This is a genomic window from Bacillus sp. FSL K6-2971 (assembly GCF_038006405.1).
GTDB lineage: Bacteria > Bacillota > Bacilli > Bacillales > Bacillaceae > Bacillus > Bacillus pumilus.
In genome coordinates this window covers 3540033-3557194 of sequence record NZ_JBBOVD010000001.1, presented here as the reverse complement: position 1 = coordinate 3557194, position 17162 = coordinate 3540033, and the positions used below count along the sequence as shown (strand labels likewise).

The following is a 17162-nucleotide window of genomic DNA, read 5'->3' as shown; positions in this document are numbered from 1 at the left end:
GGGTTTTGTTTTTCTTTTTTAGCTGTTGGACGAAAGGTCATGTCTTTGCGCATAATAGGCAAACATCAGTTGAAAGGTGTTTGTTGAAATTGAACATGGACAAAGCAATGGAACTAGGGCAACACCTGCAGTCACGCCACCTGCTTACTGCTGAAACAAGATGCTCACAGTCTGATTTGGATTGGCTGGAGGAGAAAGGGTTAGTTATCCGAACACCTGCTATTGAGAGGAAAGCAAATGGTCTTATTTGCTGCAGATGTGGTGTATCAAAAAATCGGTACTTTGCCCACTCTCCGTGTGACAAGTGTCAAAAAGATTGTGTGTATTGTAGATCATGCATCATGATGGGGAAAACAACGGAATGTGGCTTTCTTTATGAATGGACGGGTCCACAAATGGAAGAAGCATGTCACTCGGAATTAACATGGCAGGGAGACCTGTCTAAAGGACAAAAAAGAGCGTCAGAAAAATTGATAGAAGCGATAAAACACAAATCTGATCTACTCATCTGGGCAGTTTGCGGGGCAGGGAAAACAGAGGTGCTTTTTCACGGAATAGAATATGCCTTACATCAAGGAATGAGTGTCTGCATTGCGACACCTAGAACTGATGTTGTACTTGAACTAGAGCCGCGGCTTAAAAAAGCTTTTCAAGGAATGAAAATAGCTGTTCTTTATGGAGGAAGTCCTCAAAGGTTCCAAATAGCACCGTTAGTAATCGCTACAACTCACCAGTTGATGAGATATAAACATGCATTTGATGTGCTCATTATAGATGAAGTCGATGCCTTCCCTTATTCAATCGATGAACGTCTCCAATTTGCTGTTTTAAAGGCAATGAGAAAGAAAGGGGTTAGGGTTTATTTAAGTGCGACGCCGTCTAAGAAAATGATAAGAGATGTATCTCGTGGACAACTAGAAGCCGTAAAAATTCCTCTGCGCTTTCACCAACAGCCTTTACCGGTCCCATCCTTTCAATGGATTGGACATTGGAAGAAGAAATTAAAAAAGAATCAGCTCCCACCTAAAGTAATGAATTGGATGCAGAAACATATTACAAAAAAGAGAAGGGTTTTACTTTTTGTTCCTTCTATTTCTACTATGAAGAAGGTAACGAAGGTTCTTAGAAAGCACCACTTAAATGTAGAAGGGGTGTCTGCTGATGATCCGGACAGGAAACAAAAGGTCCAGCAATTCAGAGATTACAAATACGATGTACTAGTTACAACCACAATTCTAGAAAGAGGCGTAACCATTCCAAATGTGCAAGTAGGGGTACTAGGTGCAGAATCTACTATCTTTACAGAAAGTGCACTTGTTCAGATTTCTGGTAGAGCAGGTAGACATCCCGATTTTTTTAAAGGAGATGTTTTCTTTTTTCATTTTGGTTTAACGAGAAGTATGAAACAAGCAAAGAAGCATATTGTAAAAATGAATGATACAGCTGAAAAAGAGTTCTCCGAAAAATAATGTAGGTTCAACTAAATTTCATGGTACATTTATATTCACAATACACAAATGGCAGGAGAGACAAATATGCTGCTCAATGCAAAAGAAACACTACTCAAGGAAATCCTCTATCAATATCTCAACCAATTAAACATGATTTGTCACTGTGAAAAGTGTATAGAAGATGTATTAGCGATTTCACTAAATCAAGTGAAGCCTCAGTATATAACAGATATCGATAAAATATCTTACAGTAAATCTGATATGGTGGACAAACAGAAGAATACGGCCATGCTGGTCATTCTCACAGAAGCCGCTTCAAAGGTCTCCGCATTTCCAAGATGCGAAAATCGTCTGCCGATAAATAAGGATAACAATTGATCTGCCTCATTTGTGAGGGGCATTTTGTCGCTTCTTTTACATGGAAATCATTACTTCTATTAAATGATGATCGTCTATGTATAGCATGTAAGCATCACCTAGAAAAAATTCAACGCCCGATTTGTCCAGCCTGCGGGAGAGCACAGTCGAGCGATCAATTATGTCAAGACTGTTCCAGGTGGAAAGAACGCCCTGATTCTACTTCATTACTTGTGAAAAATAGGTCTGTCTATGCTTACAACGATTTGATGAAAGAGGTCCTTTCCCGCTTTAAATTTCGAGGTGATACAGCTTTAGCTGAGCTTTTTAAACAAGATGTCCAAGTAGTATTTAAGCGCTCTTTTTCAATTAAAGAACCTGTGCTGATCCCGATTCCTTTAAGTAAAGAAAGACTAAAGGAAAGAGGGTTTAATCAGTCCGTCATACTTGCTTCCTTGATTGGTGAGCCGATCCTTCAGCCACTTGTGAAAATACATCAAACCAAACAGTCCAAGAAAAAGAAAAATGAACGTTTAGATCAAAAAGGAATGTTTCAAATCAAACAGACAGATGCGATCGTTCAAAGGGATGTTATCTTAATTGACGACATTTATACAACAGGGGCCACCATTTATGATGCGGCGAGAATTTTAAAAGAAGCAGGTGCCAAAAGTGTTTCCTCTTTTACGTTGATCCGTAGTTAAAATTCAGGATAATTAACCGATAATAAGAAGAGAAAATAACGTAAGGGGTTTTGGTTATGAATCAATTGGCAAACTGCCCGCAATGTAATCAGCTGTTTTTAAAAACGACCATCCAAACGGTTTGTAACAAATGCTTTGAAGAAGAAGAACGTTCTTTTGATATCGTTTATAAATTCTTGCGAAAGCAAAGTAATAGACAATCAACCATTGCTGAAATAGTAGATGCAACAGAAGTTGATGAAGAATTAATCTTGAAATTTATCCGTTTGAAAAGACTTCAAATTAGCCAATTTCCGAATATCAACTATCCTTGTGAAAGATGTGGCCAACCGATCAGAAAAAACAAGCTGTGCAACCAATGTGAACAGGACATTCATTCGCAAATGAGTCAAATGAACCAAGAAGAAGAGCGTAAAAGGGAGATTGAATCTAGGAAAAAAGACACCTATTATGCCATTAATCCTAAAAACGATTGATTCCCTAAACTAAGTTGCAGTTTGGTCGATAAAATGGATAGAATCAAGACAGACTGTAACGGAAAGCGAGAGGAATCCCGTGAAAATTAATCGATATGGAACACAACCAGTAAATCCTTACAAGAAAACATATGAGAAACAAACGTTGCAATCAAATCAAGCAAAATCAACTGATAAAGTCGAAATTTCTAAAAAGGCAATCGAAATGCAAAAGGTACCGAATATCATGAAAGAACGCCAAGATAAAATAGACCAAATTAAAAAAAGCATTGAAGCCGGAACATATCAAGTAGATACAAAGGGCATTGCTGATAAAATGCTGAATTTTTATAAACAACAATAACAAAAGGGAGTAGCGTGAATGTCAGTTAAAATAATCATTGAAGAGCTGCATCGTCTCTATGGATTGCATGAACAGCTTTTGAAGCTGTCGAAGGATAAAACAGAAATGCTGAAAAGTAATGAGATTGATGCTCTTTCAGAGGTTCTGAATTTAGAGCAAAAATATATTCAGGCCATTTCTCAATTAGAAGAAAAAAGAATTGAAGCGACAGTTCAATTTTTACAAAGTGATGAACCCCCAACCATCACCGCGTGTATCGAAAAGGCTGAAGGTTCGGATCAAGAAGAGCTCATTTCGTTATATGACAAATTAAATGACATCATGGTGGAACTGAAAGATGTAAATGAACTGAACAAACAGCTCATTCAGCAGTCGCTTCAATTTATTTCACTGACATTCGATCTCGTTAACCCTAATAAAGAAAATATGAATTACGGACAAAATGGTCTTGAGAGTTCAAAGCCTAAACAGCAGAGGGCTTTGTTTGATTCAAAGGCGTAAACAAGGAGGATACCAATGGGTTCTACATTCATGGGACTAGAAACGGCAAAAAGAGGAATCACAGCCCAGCGTGCAGGGCTTTATGTCACATCAAACAACGTCTCCAATGCAAATACAGATGGCTACTCAAGACAAAGAGTTACCTTTAAAGCAGATAATCCTTATCCAGTCATTTCAGTTTATGACGGCAAGACGTATGGCCAAATGGGGACAGGAGTTCAAGTTGGAACCGTTGAAAGAATTCGAGACAGCTTTTTAGATCTGCAATTCAGAGATCATAACAATAACTTGTCTTACTACTCAACAAAATCTGATGCCCTTTCGCAAATGGAGGGAGTTATGAATGATTTGACGGATGAAGGCTTAAACAGAGCTTTTGATAACCTTTGGAAATCATTACAGGTCCTATCCGAAACAAAAAATGCCGATACAGCGTCTGCGCGTACAGTTGTTAAAACAAGTGCACAGGCTTTAGTAGATCAATTCCGTCTACTTAATTCGTCTTTAACAACGATACAAAAGAATTTAAAAACAGAACTCGATTCAACAGCCAAAAATGTGAACACGATTTTATCTCAAATAGATGAAGTGAACAAACAAATTGCAGCAGTTGAACCAAACGGGTATCTTCCAAATGATCTATATGATACGCGTGATGCGTTGGTAGATCAATTATCTTCACTTGTTGATATTAAAGTGAGCTACAATCCATCTGGCGGGAATGCACTCAAAATTGCAGAAGGAACTGTTAACATCGACATTATCGGTGCAAATGGACAATCTGCTGGAACGATTTTGAATGGCATTACAAGCGAAAAATCTGAACTGCAAATCTCCTATGATAATACAACGGGACTTGTTAACTCACTTCAATTCGGAACAACAACCATTGCAGCAGATCAGCTTCAAGTGAATGGTAAAGTAAAAGCACTTGTTGAGGCTTATGGCTACATGTCAAATGGTGCTGAAAAAGGCATGTATCCAGACATGCTTGCAGAGCTTGATGAAGTAGCACAAGTCTTCATGGATACATTTAATGATGTGCATAAGCAGGGGTACACATTAAATGGCACAAGTGGACAAGACTTTTTTGATATCGAGAATAATAATGATCTGAATAAAGGTTTAGCTGCTCGTATCAAAGTGAGTGATGTTATTTTAGCATCAACAGATAATATTGCAGCATCTATCAATCAAACACAAGGTGACGGTTCGAATGCTACGAAATTAGCTGGTATTCAAGACTTAAAGGTACCAATCGGCGGCAATACAACGACGATCCAGGATTACTACCAAAATGTCATTGCTGAGATGGGAATTCAAGGGAAAAAGAACATAACGCTAGAAAGCAGTTCAGCCGCTCTTGTCAATTCAGCCAATGAGCGTAGAATGTCGACGAGTGCTGTTTCCATTGATGAAGAAATGACGAATATGATCCAATTTCAGCATGCATATAATGCAGCTGCGAGAGTTGTGACATTACAAGATGAAATATTGGATAAAGTAATAAACGGCATGGGTGTCGTAGGAAGGTAGGTATAACTGATGCGAGTCACACAAGGTATGATTTCTCAAAACTCACTTCGTAATATTAGTAAAAGTTATGAAAAACTTTCTAAAATAAATGAGCAAGCACAAACAGGGAGACGTTTCACAAAAACGTCTGATGATCCCGTTGCAGCAGTAAAAAGCCTTCAATATAGCACAGCAATGTTTCGAAATGATCAATATCAAAAAAACTTAAATGAAGCACAGAACTGGATTGATACATCTGAAACAAGTGTCACTGAAATCATTGATATTATGTCAAATGTACGAGATAAAGTGCTTGATGCGGCTAATGGAACAAAGCAGCCAGAAGATTTAGCAGCTGTCGGAGTAGAAATTGGCCAGATGAAGAAACAAATCATTGACGCGATGAACACTCAGATGTTAGGTAAGTTCGTATTTAATGGAACAAATACAAATGTCAAACCAGTTGTTGAGAACGCAGATGGTACGTTTACGTTTAACTTTGAAAACTATACAGATGCAAATTCTGTTAAGTCGAACATTTCTGATGGTATCACTTTAAATGTGAACTCAAATCCAATTTCAGCGTTTGGTGGACAGTCTGCCAGCGGTCAAAATGTCATTGAAATGCTGACGAATTTAGAAAACTCATTGAAAAATGGAACGTTCGCAAATTCTGATGATGCGTTAGGAAGTATCGATCACTTTAAAGAAGTGATGAGTGCTGAGCGCTCGGACTTAGGAGCCCGTTCAAATCGTGTTGACTTAGTAGGCAGTCGCTTGACTTCACAATTCGAAGTACTAAAAAATGCCAAATCAGATAATGAAGATGTAGAAAGTGAAAAAGCAATTATTGATCTTCTTCAACAAGAGGTTGTGAATAGAGCTGCTTTAGCAACGACGGCTAAAGTTATTCAGCCATCCCTTGTTGATTTCTTAAGATAATAAAAAGCATCCGTTGGGTGCTTTTTTGCATCATGGAGGTGTACCTATATGCAAATCCCTAGATTGTTAATGCAACAAACCTATGCAAAGCTGCAAATGTCGACAACTCCTTCTCGGCAAGAAGTAGAGCAGCCAAGAGCAGACCTTGAGATTCAGCAGCCCAGAGCCGTCATGAATATGACAAGGACACCGTCAAAATTAACAATAGATCAAACCGAAGCATTTGCCGATATGGATATCAAGTCGATTTTTAGGCGTTCTGAAGAATGGGCAGCTGAGGGGAAACGTGCTGTTGGAGAGGGAATGGGCCGAAGAGCGGAAGAAGGCAGTGAACTCATCAAGATCGAGAATGGTGGGAATGCAATTGCCGAGTTTGCCAAAATCAATGGCACTCCTCCAGCCAAACAATTCAATATTGGTGTGATCCCTTCATTCTTTAGTGTGAAAATTCACTATCAGCCATCTGAGCTTCAAATTGAAGTGGAGCCTCAAAAAGCTATTATAGAGGCAACGCCTCATAAACCAATCGTTAACTACCAGCCAGGTAAGGTCAATATTGATATGTTACAATACCCAGATTTAAAAATAGAAGTTGACGAAACGGGCCAAAATGGTGATAAGGTATAGTTAAGAAAAATGAAAAAGGTCGTGAATTATGATCATTCAAACAAAATACCATGGTGAAGTGACAATCAAAGAGGAGCAAATCATCAACTTCTCTAATGGAATACCAGGATTTCTGGATCAAAAACAGTTTGTCATTTTACCTTTATCAGAAGAGTCTCCATTTTTAGTTCTTCAATCATTGAAAAACGCAGAGTTAGGCTTTATTGTCAGCAGTCCGTTTTTATTCTTCAATCAATATGAATTCGATCTAGACGAAACGGTCGTAGATATTCTAGAAGTAGAAGATGCCAATGATGTGGAAGTTATGGTGATTTTAACAATGGAATCTTCTATTGAAAAAACGACAGCCAATTTAAGAGCGCCTATTATTGTGAACCGGAAAAACATGAAAGCCAAGCAGGTGATTTTGCATGATTCAGCCTATCATACAAAACATTTGTTAGAGGTGGCATCCTCATGTTAGTTCTCTCGCGTAAATTAAACCAGTCGATTCAAATTGGCGATGATATTGAAGTCAAGATTATTTCGATCGAAGGCGATCAAGTGAAAATCGGGATTGAAGCTCCTAAGCACATTGATATTCACAGGAAAGAAGTGTACCTGTCTATTCAGGAAGAGAACAGTCGTGCTGCGAGTTTATCCGTAGATCTCCTCTCTCAAATATCCTCACAAAAAAAGTGAGGATTTTTTTATCTGATTCAGCTATCCTTCTCCACGTTTCTGTGTGGATGTTCACCATCTATATGAAACTTTAACAAATCGGTCCATCTATATTTAATTTGAAAATTCAAAGCCGATATAAAAGGTAGATTAAAGCACAGGAGCTGAATAACTATGTCTGTTGGTAAGTTGACATCGCTAGAGCCAATTATCGATGCATTTCAAACCCGTGTTTCTAATAACCAGAATGACAATGCAAACTCTGATTTACAAGCAAATGGCAAGGTCGTTTCAAAAGAAGAAATTGAAAAAACGCTTCAAGGAGCAAACAAGCTGATTGAACCCACTCAATTTCATCTGCAATTTGAATTACATGAAAAACTCAATGAATATTATGTCAAAGTCGTAGATAACCAAACAGAAGAAGTCATTAGAGAAATTCCTTCCAAGGAATGGCTTGATTTCTATGCGGCAATGACAGAAATTGTCGGTTTATTTGTAGATAAAAGAATGTAAGTGAAGGGAGAACATAAAAAATGGTCAATCGAATTACTGGATTTTCAAATGTGTTTGATATTGATGAAATCGTATCAAAGCTAATGAAAACTGAGCAAGCACCACTTGATAAAATGACACGCCAGAAACAAACACTTGAATGGCAAAGAGACAGCTATCGCGAGGTCAATTCGAAGATCAAAGAATTAGATGATTTGATCAACAGTTTAAACTTAACGCGTCCAACTACATATGGCGCCAAAAAAGTGACAAGCTCAAATGAATCTGCTGTCACAGCAACTGGATCAACAAATGCTGCCTCTGGCTCAATCAATGTCACCCAACTAGCGACAGCTTCTGTCTTCAAATCGTCTGGTACTTCTGGTTTTACACCTGCAAATGGCACGTTTACATTCGAGGTGACGACACCAGATTCGACAAAACCGAAAATGGTGACGATCAATACTTCTGATACCGATACAATTGATAACATTGTGTCAAAGCTAAACAACTCGCAATTAGGTGTGACAGCTTACAAAGGACAGATCTTTGATGGAACGAACTACGTGGATACAATCGCTCTTACTTCTCGGACAACAGGTGAAGGTGTCAGCATTAAAGCAGCTGATGGTAATTCAGCTTCATTCTTCACTCAATTAGGCTTCCAAGTGGATGGAGATAACAAATTAGTTGCGACGACTCAAGGACAAAAAGCGCAATACGAGATTAATGGTCTAAAAATGGAAAATAACAACAATATATTTGAGCAGGCTGGTATTACGTACGAGCTTAAAGGGACAACCGATAAGCCTGTCAGCTTAAACGTTTCAACAGATGTGGATGCAATCTTTGATAAAATTAAACAATTTGTTGATAAATACAATGAGCTCGTTGAGCAAATTAATGGTAAAGTCAATGAAAAGAAAAACAGAGACTATCAACCATTAACGGCTGAAGAGAAAAAAGGGATGTCTGAAAAAGAAATAGAGCTATGGGAAAAGACCGCGAAGTCTGGCTTGCTGAGAAGTGATTCCATTTTACGATCTGGTGCTTCTAAAATAAGAAGTGATTTATATGCTAATATTACGACAAGTGATGCGAATAAAATTCAGCTCACACAAATCGGTATTGAGACATCATCCAAGTATAAAGATGGTGGAAAGCTGGAATTTAGTAAGGATATAAATGGAGTAGAGAAATTAAGAAAAGCCATTGAAGAAGACCCGGAGAAAGTCAGACAAATGTTCATCTCGGGTAGTTTAAATGTGGATTCAAAAGATAAAGACAAAGCACAACAGCAATATCAAGAACAAGGAATCATTTATCGTGTCAAAAATTCCTTAACTGCCTTCACGAAGAGCATTCAAACAAAGGCGGGAAGCACAACGATGGAATTAAAGGAATACGGACTTGGTAAGGACCTTGATTCTTTAACAAAACGAATGGATACATTCCAAGATCGTTTAAAAATGGTGGAAACCCGCTACTACAAAAAGTTTAGCGCCATGGATAGCGCGATTCAAAAGCTAAACAACCAATCTGGCTATCTTTCTCAACTGCTTGGACAATAATTGGAGGTTTATAACATATGGCAATTCAGAACCCTTATGCCGCCTATCAGAAAAATTCTATTGAGACTGCAACACCTGCCGAGTTGACGCTTATGCTTTATGAAGGCTGCTTAAAGTTCATTAGACTAGCGAAGTATGCCATTCAAAAAGAGGATGCAGAAACGAGAAATGTGAACCTGAAAAAGGCTCAAAACATCATTCAAGAATTAAATGTCACCTTAAATCGTTCTTATGACGTATCAAATAGTATGGCAAGTATGTATGATTACATTTATCGCAGACTGATTGAAGCCAATCTTCAAAATGACGAAGAGATGTTGAATGAAGTAGAGCAATACGTAACTGATTTTCGTGATGCGTGGAAGGAAGTTATTCAAACCGATCGAAAAGGGCGCCACCACTCTATCGGGGGATCTCTATGAGTATTGTGGACCAGCTGCATGACCAAACATTAAAAATGGCAGCCGAAATAACGGCAAATCCGCAAAGTGACACCTTGGTTGAAGACTTTGATGCCTTTTTAATTGAGAGAGACGAATTAATGAGAGATATTCAGCATGAGCTGACGGATCAAGAAAAAGAAAAAATCAAAGAAATCATCCAAACAGATCAACAGATGGCGAAGCAATTAACTGTGATCCAAAATGGGATCAAAGCAGATATTCAAGCCATTCAAAAAAAGAAAACGAAACAGCTGAATTATCAAAATCCATACCAGCCTATGACGAGTGACGGCGTATATTACGATAAACGGAAATAATTAGGTGAGACCTGTGGCGTATCGTTCAGATGACTATATTTTATTAACCACATATTATGAACTTCTATTTACGATAGAAGAGAGTCTAAAATATTTAGATGAAATTGAGAAGGATTTTGCTAAAACAGAAGGGGATCGGATCTTTAATGATCTGATCCATGCCTTCTTTCATTTAGAAACAACACATCCCCTTCTGCTTTCAATTATAGAAAATGAGCACTTTGCCAAAACGATTCGTTCGTTTGATCAAATTTTTTTAAGTTTTGATATACTAGCTTTCTATACATTCCCTTCAATACACTTCCAATCATTCCTTAAAGCATATTTTATACCTGAATATAGAAAGTGGATGGATGAAATACATGCCTGTATGAGGCCGTATGTCATTCATTAATTTTTGTTCAATTCAGACTTTCGGAGGAAATTATGAGACTAAAAAATCAATTTTTGTTTGGGCTTATTGTCATATGTGTATTGTTTGTCAGTATTTTAGGATTCTCAAGCTTTATCTATTACAAAACAGATCAATCCTACAAGACGCTCCTCAGTAAAGAAGTGAAGCTTTATCAGACCTCACTGGAATTAGAGGCGCTTTTGCAAAAGCAGGAAGCACAAATCAAAACCTATGTTGTCGTGCAAGATGCTGAAAATTTACAGAAAATTGAGCAAACATATGAAGAGATTAATAAGAAAACAACGGAAGCTACAAAAATGAGCTCTGTCAAACAAGCAAAAAATCTATTAGATCAAATCTCAGAAAAGAATTATCTCTACTACACCTCAACAAACCGACTATTTAATTCATTGAATATGCAAAATCAAAAAGAATTTAACACACGCCTCAATCAAGAATTACAACCTATCGAACAAGAAATACATACCTTTACAAAAGAATTTGCTCAAACCCAGTTGAAGCAACGTGACCAAAAAATCAATCAGCTCAACCAAGACAGTAATCAATTACTATTCACTCTCATTCTAGTTAGTGCGGTCATTATTGTTGGCTTTTTGTTGATTGGGACAAGATTCGTTTATCGTATGACAAAGCCGATTGTGTCTGTCACAAATGCTGCGAGAAGGATGGCAGATGGTGACCTTACACTTGAAGAGATTGAAGTGACCTCTAAAAATGAGATTGGTCAACTCGGTACTGCTTTTAATCAAATGACAAAGCATTTGCGTCAGCTCATTTTACAGGTGCAACATGGATCAAGACAATTAGCTGATTCTGCTGCTCAGTTTGAGGAAACGATTCATCAAACCATATCGGCCAGTGAGCAGACATCTAGCTCGATTGAACAGGTCAGTGAAGCTTCACGTGAACAATCAGACGCGGTCGGAAAAGTAGCTTCTGCCATTCAAGAAGTCTCGACTGGTATGCAAAATGCAGCTGAACACACATCCGATGTTTCGGGTCACTCAATTTCAGTGACTGAAAAGGCTGAAGAGGGTGCAGCGCTTATTCAGCAATTCGTAAAACAAATGAGTTCTATCAAAGCGTCTGTGAATGAGCACCATTCCACAATGGCTCATGTACAAGCCCAGTTTACTGGCATTGAAGATTTGTTAGGTCATATCCATGCCATCGCTGATCAAACGAATTTGCTTGCTTTAAATGCTGCTATTGAAGCGGCAAGAGCAGGAGAGCATGGGAGAGGCTTTGCGGTGGTAGCAGATGAAGTGAGGAAACTGGCGGAAGAATCTAGTCAGCTGACAGATCAAATTAGTCAATTGCTCGCGAACGTGAACAAAGATACTGAAAAATCATCACATTCGATGAAAAAGGTTGAGCAGGATGTAGCAGAAGGTGTGAAAGTATCGCAATTGTCAGAACAGAGCTTTCATGAAATCCTGGAATCTATTCGTGATATTTCGATGAAAGCAGAGGAACTTTCAGCTACTGCAGAGGAGATTTCAGCTAGTACAGAGGAAATATCTCAGACGGTTGGGGTCATTGAAGAAGGAGCCAAACGCAATTCAGAAGAGACGGAGTACATGTCTGCGGCTGTAGAAGAATCATTGGCAGCAAATGAAGAAATGAAAGCAGCGGCGGAGGATTTAAAAACCTTATCTCAATCGCTGAAAACATCAATATCATCTTTCACCATTTAAATGTGCGCTGGTCTTTTTCAAGAATGAGCCGAATATATATTCATCACCTATCAAGTAACAATTGATGCACCGCAAAATTCGACAAATTTCAATAAAAATTCACATTTTTTTACGTTTGAGCAGGAGAAAAGGAGGGAAAAGTAGAAATAGGTTTACATATCCTTAATTTTAAAGGAGGCGTTCTTTACATGAATTACAATGTCAGAGGAGAAAACATCGACGTAACACCTGCACTAAGAGATCATGTCGAGAAAAAAATTGGAAAGCTGGAGCGTTATTTTGAGACAGACGTAGATGCTTCAGTCAACGTGAACTTGAAGTTTTACAATGATCAAGAATCTAAAGTTGAGGTTACCATTCCAATGACTGATCTAGCACTTCGAGCTGAGGTGCATAATGAAGATATGTACAATGCAGTAGACCTAGCAGCCAGTAAATTAGAACGTCAAATTCGAAAACACAAAACAAAAGTAAACCGTAAATTCCGCGAACAAGGTGCCAAAAAGCACTTATTTGCTGGAGGAAATGGGACGGCTGACGTAGCTGTTCAAGATGACGAAGAAATTGATGAAACAGAAATCGTCAGACAAAAACGTTTCAATTTAAAACCGATGGATAGCGAAGAGGCCATCCTTCAAATGAACATGTTAGGTCATAGTTTCTTCGTCTTCACAAATGCTGAGACAAATTTGACCAATGTGGTCTATCGCCGAAATGATGGAAAATATGGACTGATTGAGCCGAACGCTTAATCTGATCTAAAAACAACCTAAAAAAAGTAAACCCGTTCCCTCCATGAGGGGCGGGTTTTTTGTGCGAAATCATTGCAAATTCTTTGGAAATGAAGGAAGGTATGGTATGATAAATGCAGGTAAATATGGACCTGTCAATCTTTTGGACATGCCGAAAAATTGCATGAAATAGAGGAGCGTTATTATATGCTTGGAATCTTAAACAAAGTGTTTGATCCTACGAAACGTACGATCAGCAAATATGAAAAAAAAGCAAATGAAATTGAAGCTCTTGCTCAAGATTTTGAGAAATTATCTGACGAGGCTTTACGAAATAAAACGAACGAATTTAAAGAAAAACTTGAAAAAGGACAATCCGTGGATGACCTGTTGGTTGAAGCATTTGCAACGGTTCGCGAGGCATCACGCCGCGTGACAGGAATGTTCCCATTTAAGGTGCAGCTCATGGGGGGGATCGCGCTTCATGAAGGCAACATCTCTGAGATGAAAACAGGTGAAGGTAAAACGTTGACTTCAACAATGCCTGTTTATTTAAATGCTCTTTCTGGAAAAGGCGTCCACATTGTGACAGTCAACGAATATTTGGCAAGCCGTGATGCAGAGGAAATGGGCAAAATTTTTGAGTTTCTTGGCTTAACGGTTGGCTTAAACTTAAACAGCTTAGACAAAGATGAAAAAAGAGAAGCATATGCTGCTGATATTACGTATTCTACAAACAATGAACTTGGCTTTGACTATTTACGAGATAACATGGTGCTTTACAAAGAGCAAATGGTTCAAAGACCGCTTCATTATGCCGTGATTGATGAGGTTGACTCCATCTTAGTTGATGAAGCGAGAACACCTCTTATTATTTCTGGACAAGCTGCGAAATCTACAAAGCTTTACGTACAAGCCAATGCATTTGTTCGTACATTAAAAATAGAAGATGATTTCACATACGATATTAAAACAAAAAGTGTACAGCTGACAGAAAGTGGAATGACGAAGGCGGAAAAAGCATTCGGCATCGAAAACTTATTTGATGTCAAACATGTCGCACTGAACCATCACATCGCCCAGGCGCTAAAGGCACATGTTGCGATGCAAAAAGATGTGGATTATGTCGTTGAAGAAGGTCAAGTCGTTATTGTTGACTCGTTCACAGGACGTCTAATGAAAGGACGCCGTTATAGTGAAGGTCTGCATCAAGCCATTGAGGCAAAAGAAGGTCTCGAAGTGCAGAACGAAAGTATGACCCTTGCAACGATTACGTTCCAGAACTACTTCCGTATGTATGAAAAGCTTTCTGGTATGACGGGTACAGCGAAAACGGAAGAAGAAGAATTCCGTAACATTTACAACATGCAGGTTGTGACAATCCCGACCAATCAACCAGTGGTTCGTGATGACAGACCTGATTTAATTTACCGCACAATGGAAGGTAAATTTAAAGCAGTGGCTGAAGATGTTGCACAGCGCTATATGACAGGGCAGCCAGTGCTTGTCGGAACAGTAGCGGTTGAGACGTCTGAGCTTATTTCTAAGATGCTTAAAAATAAAGGGATTCCTCATCAAGTGTTAAATGCGAAAAACCATGAGCGTGAGGCACAAATTATTGAAGAGGCTGGTCAAAAGGGTGCCGTCACCATTGCGACCAACATGGCAGGACGTGGTACGGACATCAAGCTTGGCGAAGGCGTCAAAGAGCTTGGCGGTCTAGCTGTAATTGGAACAGAGCGTCATGAATCACGACGTATTGATAACCAGCTGCGCGGACGTTCTGGTCGTCAAGGAGACCCAGGGATTACCCAATTCTATCTCTCAATGGAAGATGAATTGATGCGCCGATTTGGTGCAGAGCGCACGATGGCAATGCTTGACCGCTTTGGCATGGATGACACTACGCCTATCCAAAGTAAAATGGTGTCTAAAGCCGTTGAATCATCTCAAAAACGCGTTGAGGGGAACAACTTTGATTCCCGTAAACAGCTTCTGCAATATGACGATGTGCTTCGTCAGCAGCGTGAAGTGATTTACAAACAGCGCTTTGAAGTCATTGATTCTGATAACTTAAAATCGATTGTGATCAATATGATTCAGTCTTCAATTGAGCGCGCTGTTGGTTCTTATACGCCGAAAGAAGAGCTTCCTGAAGAATGGAAACTAGATGGGCTTGTTGAATTAATCAACACGAACTATTTAGATGAAGGAGCCATTTCGGTCAAGGATATTTACGGTAAAGAAGCAGATGAAATCACCTCCTTCATTATGGATCGTATTAAAGAAAAATACGATGCAAAAGAAGAAACATATGGCGATGAACAAATGCGAGAATTTGAAAAAGTCATCGTTCTTCGTGCGGTGGATTCAAAGTGGATGGATCATATCGATGCAATGGATCAACTGCGTCAAGGGATTCATTTACGTGCGTATGCACAAACAAATCCGCTTCGTGAGTATCAAATGGAAGGATTTGCGATGTTTGAGCATATGGTCGCTTCAATCGAAGATGATGTGGCCAAATATGTTTTGAAATCAGAAATCCAAAACAACTTAGAACGTGAAGAAGTCGTTCAAGGTCAAACAACAGCTCATCAGCCTCAAGAGGGTGATGAGGAGAAGACAGTGAAAAAGAAGCCGGTACGTAAAGTCGTAGACATTGGTCGAAACTCACCATGTCACTGCGGAAGCGGCAAGAAATATAAAAATTGTCATGGGAAGACAGAATAAGTAATGGAAAGAGGTGAAAACCTCTTTCTATTCATGTTAGCCCCCATACATCTATGAGGTGAAGGATATGGAATTAGTAGAAATTAGACAAGAGCTTGAAAATATGGCTAGCAGGCTAGCTGATTTTAGGGGGTCTCTTTGACCTCGAAACAAAAGAAGCCAAAATCGCAGAACTCGAAGCGACCATGTCAGAGGCTGATTTTTGGAATGATCAGCAAAAGGCACAAGGCATCATCAATGAAGCCAATGCACTAAAGGATAATGTGAATTCATACCATGAGCTCAGTGAATCTCATGAAGAGCTGCAAATGACACATGACCTATTAAAGGAAGATTATGACGAGGAGCTTCATGTAGATCTTGAGAAAGAGCTGAAGAACTTAACTAAGCAATTTAACGAGTTTGAACTGCAGCTTCTCTTAAGTGAACCATATGATAAAAACAATGCCATCCTCGAGCTTCACCCAGGCGCAGGCGGTACTGAATCACAGGACTGGGGTTCTATGCTTCTGAGAATGTATACTCGCTGGGCAGAGCGGAGAGGCTTTAAGGTTGAAACGCTTGATTATCTTCCTGGTGATGAAGCAGGAATTAAGTCTGTGACACTGCTCATCAAAGGGCATAACGCATACGGGTACTTAAAAGCAGAAAAAGGCGTCCATCGTTTGGTTCGTATTTCTCCTTTTGATTCATCTGGCCGTAGGCATACGTCGTTTGTTTCCTGTGATGTCATGCCTGAGTTCAATGAAGAAATCGATATTGATATTCGAACAGAAGATATCAAAGTAGATACGTATCGGGCAAGCGGCGCAGGTGGACAGCACGTCAATACGACTGACTCTGCCGTTCGTATCACACACATTCCAACCAATGTCGTGGTGACATGCCAAACAGAAAGATCACAAATCAAAAACAGAGATCGTGCGATGAAAATGCTGAAATCGAAACTTTATCAAAGACGGATCGAAGAACAGCAGGCTGAATTGGATGAAATCAGAGGAGAGCAGAAAGAAATTGGCTGGGGAAGCCAAATTCGCTCTTATGTATTCCATCCGTATTCTCTTGTGAAAGACCATCGAACCAATACGGAGATGGGAAATGTTCAAGCGGTTATGGATGGAGATTTAGATTCATTTATCGATGCTTACTTACGTTCGAAATTATCATAAAAACTCGGCTTCTTA

General features: G+C 39.1%; 20 protein-coding genes. All 20 read left to right on the top strand.

Annotated features, from left to right (window positions below):
- Positions 1-89 precede the first annotated feature (89 nt).
- The 20 genes from MHI33_RS19010 to prfB all read left to right on the top strand — a co-directional run bounded on the left by MHI33_RS19010 (position 90) and on the right by prfB (position 17147).
- Positions 90-1469, top strand: a complete 1380-nt coding sequence (locus MHI33_RS19010; protein WP_142671660.1) for a DEAD/DEAH box helicase — start codon at positions 90-92, stop codon at positions 1467-1469.
- 66 nt (positions 1470-1535) lie between these two features.
- Positions 1536-1829, top strand: a complete 294-nt coding sequence (locus MHI33_RS19005; RefSeq protein ID WP_044139337.1) for a late competence development ComFB family protein — start codon at positions 1536-1538, stop codon at positions 1827-1829.
- Positions 1826-2512, top strand: coding sequence for a ComF family protein (locus MHI33_RS19000; RefSeq protein ID WP_181462031.1), 687 nt, complete (start codon positions 1826-1828; stop codon positions 2510-2512). The genes MHI33_RS19005 and MHI33_RS19000 overlap by 4 nt, the downstream gene beginning before the upstream one ends.
- A 56-nt stretch (positions 2513-2568) precedes the next feature.
- Entirely contained in the window at positions 2569-2988 is a 420-nt protein-coding gene (locus MHI33_RS18995) for a TIGR03826 family flagellar region protein (protein WP_044139338.1), read from the top strand.
- A 79-nt stretch (positions 2989-3067) separates the two neighbouring features.
- The gene (flgM, locus tag MHI33_RS18990; RefSeq protein ID WP_003213252.1) at positions 3068-3331 is read left to right on the top strand and encodes a flagellar biosynthesis anti-sigma factor FlgM; all 264 of its coding nucleotides are present in this window, start codon (positions 3068-3070) and stop codon (positions 3329-3331) included.
- 18 nt (positions 3332-3349) lie between these two features.
- Entirely contained in the window at positions 3350-3832 is a 483-nt protein-coding gene (locus MHI33_RS18985) for a flagellar protein FlgN (protein WP_034660146.1), read from the top strand.
- Between the two features lie 15 nt (positions 3833-3847).
- Positions 3848-5368, top strand: a complete 1521-nt coding sequence (gene flgK, locus MHI33_RS18980) for a flagellar hook-associated protein FlgK (protein WP_044139339.1) — start codon at positions 3848-3850, stop codon at positions 5366-5368.
- Positions 5369-5377: 9 nt separating this feature from the next.
- Positions 5378-6289: a flagellar hook-associated protein FlgL gene (flgL, locus tag MHI33_RS18975; RefSeq protein WP_044139340.1), complete on the top strand. Its 912-nt coding sequence runs from the start codon at positions 5378-5380 to the stop codon at positions 6287-6289.
- A 48-nt stretch (positions 6290-6337) separates the two neighbouring features.
- Positions 6338-6916, top strand: coding sequence for a DUF6470 family protein (locus MHI33_RS18970; protein WP_003213106.1), 579 nt, complete (start codon positions 6338-6340; stop codon positions 6914-6916).
- 28 nt (positions 6917-6944) lie between these two features.
- Entirely contained in the window at positions 6945-7379 is a 435-nt protein-coding gene (gene fliW / locus MHI33_RS18965) for a flagellar assembly protein FliW (RefSeq protein WP_044139341.1), read from the top strand.
- The gene (gene csrA / locus MHI33_RS18960; RefSeq protein ID WP_044139342.1) at positions 7373-7597 is read left to right on the top strand and encodes a carbon storage regulator CsrA; all 225 of its coding nucleotides are present in this window, start codon (positions 7373-7375) and stop codon (positions 7595-7597) included. Before fliW ends, csrA begins: the two co-directional genes overlap by 7 nt.
- 153 nt (positions 7598-7750) lie before the next feature.
- Entirely contained in the window at positions 7751-8092 is a 342-nt protein-coding gene (flaG, locus tag MHI33_RS18955) for a flagellar protein FlaG (protein ID WP_003213002.1), read from the top strand.
- A 20-nt stretch (positions 8093-8112) separates the two neighbouring features.
- Positions 8113-9642 carry a flagellar hook-associated protein 2 gene (locus MHI33_RS18950; RefSeq protein ID WP_044139343.1) on the top strand — a complete coding sequence of 510 codons (1530 nt, stop codon included), beginning with the start codon at positions 8113-8115 and terminating at the stop codon, positions 9640-9642.
- Positions 9643-9659: 17 nt separating this feature from the next.
- Positions 9660-10064: a flagellar export chaperone FliS gene (gene fliS, locus MHI33_RS18945; RefSeq protein ID WP_003212886.1), complete on the top strand. Its 405-nt coding sequence runs from the start codon at positions 9660-9662 to the stop codon at positions 10062-10064.
- Positions 10061-10402, top strand: coding sequence for a flagella biosynthesis regulatory protein FliT (gene fliT, locus MHI33_RS18940; RefSeq protein ID WP_003212921.1), 342 nt, complete (start codon positions 10061-10063; stop codon positions 10400-10402). Before fliS ends, fliT begins: the two co-directional genes overlap by 4 nt.
- A gap of 13 nt (positions 10403-10415) precedes the next feature.
- On the top strand, positions 10416-10796 hold the full coding sequence (locus tag MHI33_RS18935) for a hypothetical protein (RefSeq protein ID WP_003213093.1): 381 nt from the start codon (positions 10416-10418) through the stop codon (positions 10794-10796).
- Between the two features lie 32 nt (positions 10797-10828).
- A complete protein-coding gene (locus tag MHI33_RS18930; protein ID WP_340913140.1) occupies positions 10829-12514 on the top strand; it encodes a methyl-accepting chemotaxis protein in 1686 nt (561 codons plus the stop codon).
- Between the two features lie 188 nt (positions 12515-12702).
- Positions 12703-13266 (top strand): ribosome hibernation-promoting factor, HPF/YfiA family, encoded by a 564-nt coding sequence (gene hpf, locus MHI33_RS18925; protein ID WP_003213481.1) that lies wholly within the window; start codon positions 12703-12705, stop codon positions 13264-13266.
- Positions 13267-13452: 186 nt separating this feature from the next.
- Positions 13453-15978 carry a preprotein translocase subunit SecA gene (gene secA / locus MHI33_RS18920; protein ID WP_065097934.1) on the top strand — a complete coding sequence of 842 codons (2526 nt, stop codon included), beginning with the start codon at positions 13453-13455 and terminating at the stop codon, positions 15976-15978.
- A gap of 67 nt (positions 15979-16045) precedes the next feature.
- Positions 16046-17147 (top strand): peptide chain release factor 2 gene (gene prfB / locus MHI33_RS18915; RefSeq protein ID WP_113768797.1). Its coding sequence is split into 2 segments (ribosomal slippage): positions 16046-16117 and positions 16119-17147, totalling 1101 coding nucleotides; the frame shifts between segments, so codons are not numbered across the junction.
- The last annotated feature ends 15 nt before the right edge of the window (positions 17148-17162 follow it).

What these genes read in the sequence shown, in the direction of transcription:
- flgK (WP_044139339.1), top strand. Translation starts at nt 3,848, where the DNA reads ATGGGTTCTACATTCATGGGACTAGAAACGGCAAAAAGAGGAATCACA.
- MHI33_RS18950 (WP_044139343.1), top strand. Translation starts at nt 8,113, where the DNA reads ATGGTCAATCGAATTACTGGATTTTCAAATGTGTTTGATATTGATGAA.
- csrA (WP_044139342.1), top strand. Translation starts at nt 7,373, where the DNA reads ATGTTAGTTCTCTCGCGTAAATTAAACCAGTCGATTCAAATTGGCGAT.
- MHI33_RS18995 (WP_044139338.1), top strand. Translation starts at nt 2,569, where the DNA reads ATGAATCAATTGGCAAACTGCCCGCAATGTAATCAGCTGTTTTTAAAA.
- fliT (WP_003212921.1), top strand. Translation starts at nt 10,061, where the DNA reads ATGAGTATTGTGGACCAGCTGCATGACCAAACATTAAAAATGGCAGCC.
- flaG (WP_003213002.1), top strand. Translation starts at nt 7,751, where the DNA reads ATGTCTGTTGGTAAGTTGACATCGCTAGAGCCAATTATCGATGCATTT.
- MHI33_RS19005 (WP_044139337.1), top strand. Translation starts at nt 1,536, where the DNA reads ATGCTGCTCAATGCAAAAGAAACACTACTCAAGGAAATCCTCTATCAA.
- MHI33_RS18985 (WP_034660146.1), top strand. Translation starts at nt 3,350, where the DNA reads ATGTCAGTTAAAATAATCATTGAAGAGCTGCATCGTCTCTATGGATTG.
- flgL (WP_044139340.1), top strand. Translation starts at nt 5,378, where the DNA reads ATGCGAGTCACACAAGGTATGATTTCTCAAAACTCACTTCGTAATATT.
- MHI33_RS18970 (WP_003213106.1), top strand. Translation starts at nt 6,338, where the DNA reads ATGCAAATCCCTAGATTGTTAATGCAACAAACCTATGCAAAGCTGCAA.
- MHI33_RS18930 (WP_340913140.1), top strand. Translation starts at nt 10,829, where the DNA reads ATGAGACTAAAAAATCAATTTTTGTTTGGGCTTATTGTCATATGTGTA.
- secA (WP_065097934.1), top strand. Translation starts at nt 13,453, where the DNA reads ATGCTTGGAATCTTAAACAAAGTGTTTGATCCTACGAAACGTACGATC.
- hpf (WP_003213481.1), top strand. Translation starts at nt 12,703, where the DNA reads ATGAATTACAATGTCAGAGGAGAAAACATCGACGTAACACCTGCACTA.
- fliW (WP_044139341.1), top strand. Translation starts at nt 6,945, where the DNA reads ATGATCATTCAAACAAAATACCATGGTGAAGTGACAATCAAAGAGGAG.
- fliS (WP_003212886.1), top strand. Translation starts at nt 9,660, where the DNA reads ATGGCAATTCAGAACCCTTATGCCGCCTATCAGAAAAATTCTATTGAG.